Raw genomic sequence first — 2,424 nt, 5'->3', positions numbered from 1 at the left:
ATAGGAATCCATTAATGACAAAAAGATTAATTGATGGGGTGAACTATGCTAAAAAAGGACTGATGCTTGATACGGGGCATCTAATGAATACGAATCAAGAATTAAAGACATCAAAAGAAGCCTTACAATATATCAGAACAGTGATGAATGAAAACAGTTCGGTAAAAGATTATATTAAGGGGATTCACCTCCATCAGTCTTTGTCTGGTGAAAATGCAAAAAGAATGCGTAATAGTAAGATTTCATTGAAACAGGATTATTGGGAGCGTATGTATCAACTATATGAATATATCTTTCAGCTGGACGAACATAAACCTTTTGTATGTGAAGGTGTGAAAGAGTTTATAAAGGAAATAAATCCACAATATATCACGTATGAATTGATTACACGTAATCGGGAAGAACATGAAGCTTATTTAAAGCAAATAAGTGCTATTCATAATTGAGGTCGGAAGGATATATGGTTATTCATTAAGAAAGTATCATCATTAGAGGATGTACTCCTTTAGGATGCTTGTAGTTCTTTATTAAATAGGTTTGTAGATCTTTAAAGAACTAATGGACATTTTTGAATTAGTTTCATAGTGAACCTGTTTACAAATAAAACAGTCTTCGACAGGGTATAATATTTCTCTAGAACCATGTTTGGAGGCTGTTTTAATGATGAAAAGAAAAATAATCAAGTTAAGACAATTGATCTTGGTTCCTCTCTTAGCATCACAAAGGATTGCACATCTCTAAGCGCATCACTTAAGAAAGTGGAAAGCTTTTGAATGATTTACATGTTTTAAAAAAGTACTTGAAATTTATGGGAAATAATATTATAATTACGATTGTATGTTACTTAAAACGTTCAGTTAAAGGAGGAATTTTATTATGGCAAAAAATACATGGATGGTGAATTATAACTAACTGAATAGGGGCATATCTATCTTAGTGGAAGACTAGATATATGCCATTTTTTAAGTACCTTTATGAATACTGTTGACTACAGGACGCATGTTTGGTGTGTCTTTTTTTGTGCGCAAAAATAGCCATAACAAGTAGAGATAAAGCAGCTTGTTATGGCTATTTGCATTTTAGAAAGGAAAGGTGATTGTGTATGATAACAGTGAATCATTACATGGAAAAAGACTTAGAAGAAATAAAAAATTTAGATTATTTTATGCGGTTGCAGATCAGATGGAATGAGAAATTTGCGGGATTACGACAGAATGTAGGATTTATATGAAAAAGGAGACTATAATTTGAAGAGATTACGTTATTATTTATTAAATATGAGCCCAAAAAGTGAGAACTACGAAGAAATGTATGAAGGCAAAATGCTTGAGACATTTATTGATAAAGACGCGATTGAACACAATCATGCAGTCTATTGGGATGATGAAATTGGATATGAGATTACAAAAAGTAATCGACTAAATTTATCAAGACCTACCGTTACGATTCACATTCCGATGAAACATTTACAAATTACCGATACAAGTACAGCAGTACTTGATTATATCTTTCGATCCTTTATTCCTTATATAAACATGCTAAACGAGTTAAATGATAATCGAAAACGGACAGCAAAAGAAAATGGTCATTATTATATTTATGAACCGAACCATAAGGTGCTAAAGAGGAATGTAATCAGTGCGAATATGATTTCTCAGAAGTATTATACCAATCCAACGAAAAATACGATTGTTCCAATAGACGGTGGAGAAGATGTACCAGTTTATCTATGTGCCAGCATTATGATTCAGGTGCAGTTACCGATTGGAAAGCATAAAAAGTCAGTGCAAATGCTAACAAAGGATTTACCGGATACAGTAAATCGATTTATTGAGGAGTTTCACAAGGAGGGGGCTCATCAGGCATTAGAGCTAGCCAGGAAGCAGGAAGAAATCAGAGCGTGGCTAAAGGAGAATGGATGCCTCGCATTTGTTGCGAATGGGAGCATTCTTCCAAGGGAAAAGGGAAGTGATTTGCCAATGCTAGATGCAATTCCATTTCAATCAACGAAAGAGGATGAGGTAGAAATCATTGGAATCAAGGGAATGGCATTTAAAAAGGGAGTTACTGTTATTACTGGTGGTGGATATTCAGGAAAAAGTACTCTGCTAGATGCGATTAGTGCAGGTGTTTATAATCACATCTCAGGAGATGGGAGGGAATTCGTGATAACGGATGAATCCGCAATGAAAATCTCAGCGGAGGATGGAAGAAGTATCCGCCATGTGAATTTGTCGCCATTTATCAAATGGATTCCTGGCGGAAATCCTGCGGATTTTTCTACCGAGCATGCCTCTGGTTCGACTTCGCAAGCAGCGAACATAATGGAAGCAATTAATTGGGGATGCAAGACATTAATGATCGATGAAGATAAGTCTGCCACGAACTTTATGATTCAGGATCCAGTTATGAAGGCACTTATTG

The 2,424-nt window shown here is 35.1% G+C and carries 2 protein-coding genes; both read left to right on the top strand.

Going from position 1 to position 2,424, the window contains the following annotated elements:
• A partial coding sequence (locus RTP52_RS16320; RefSeq protein ID WP_331661730.1) for a hypothetical protein occupies positions 1–446 on the top strand: 446 nt, incomplete at its 5' end.
• 801 nt (positions 447–1,247) lie between these two features.
• On the top strand, positions 1,248–2,424 hold a 1,177-nt coding region (locus RTP52_RS16315; protein WP_312372512.1), incomplete at its 3' end, for a P-loop domain-containing protein.

Source organism: Lachnoclostridium sp. (assembly GCF_031997925.1).
Taxonomy (GTDB): domain Bacteria; phylum Bacillota; class Clostridia; order Lachnospirales; family Lachnospiraceae; genus Lachnoclostridium.
This window is presented reverse-complemented; position numbering and strand designations above follow the sequence as displayed.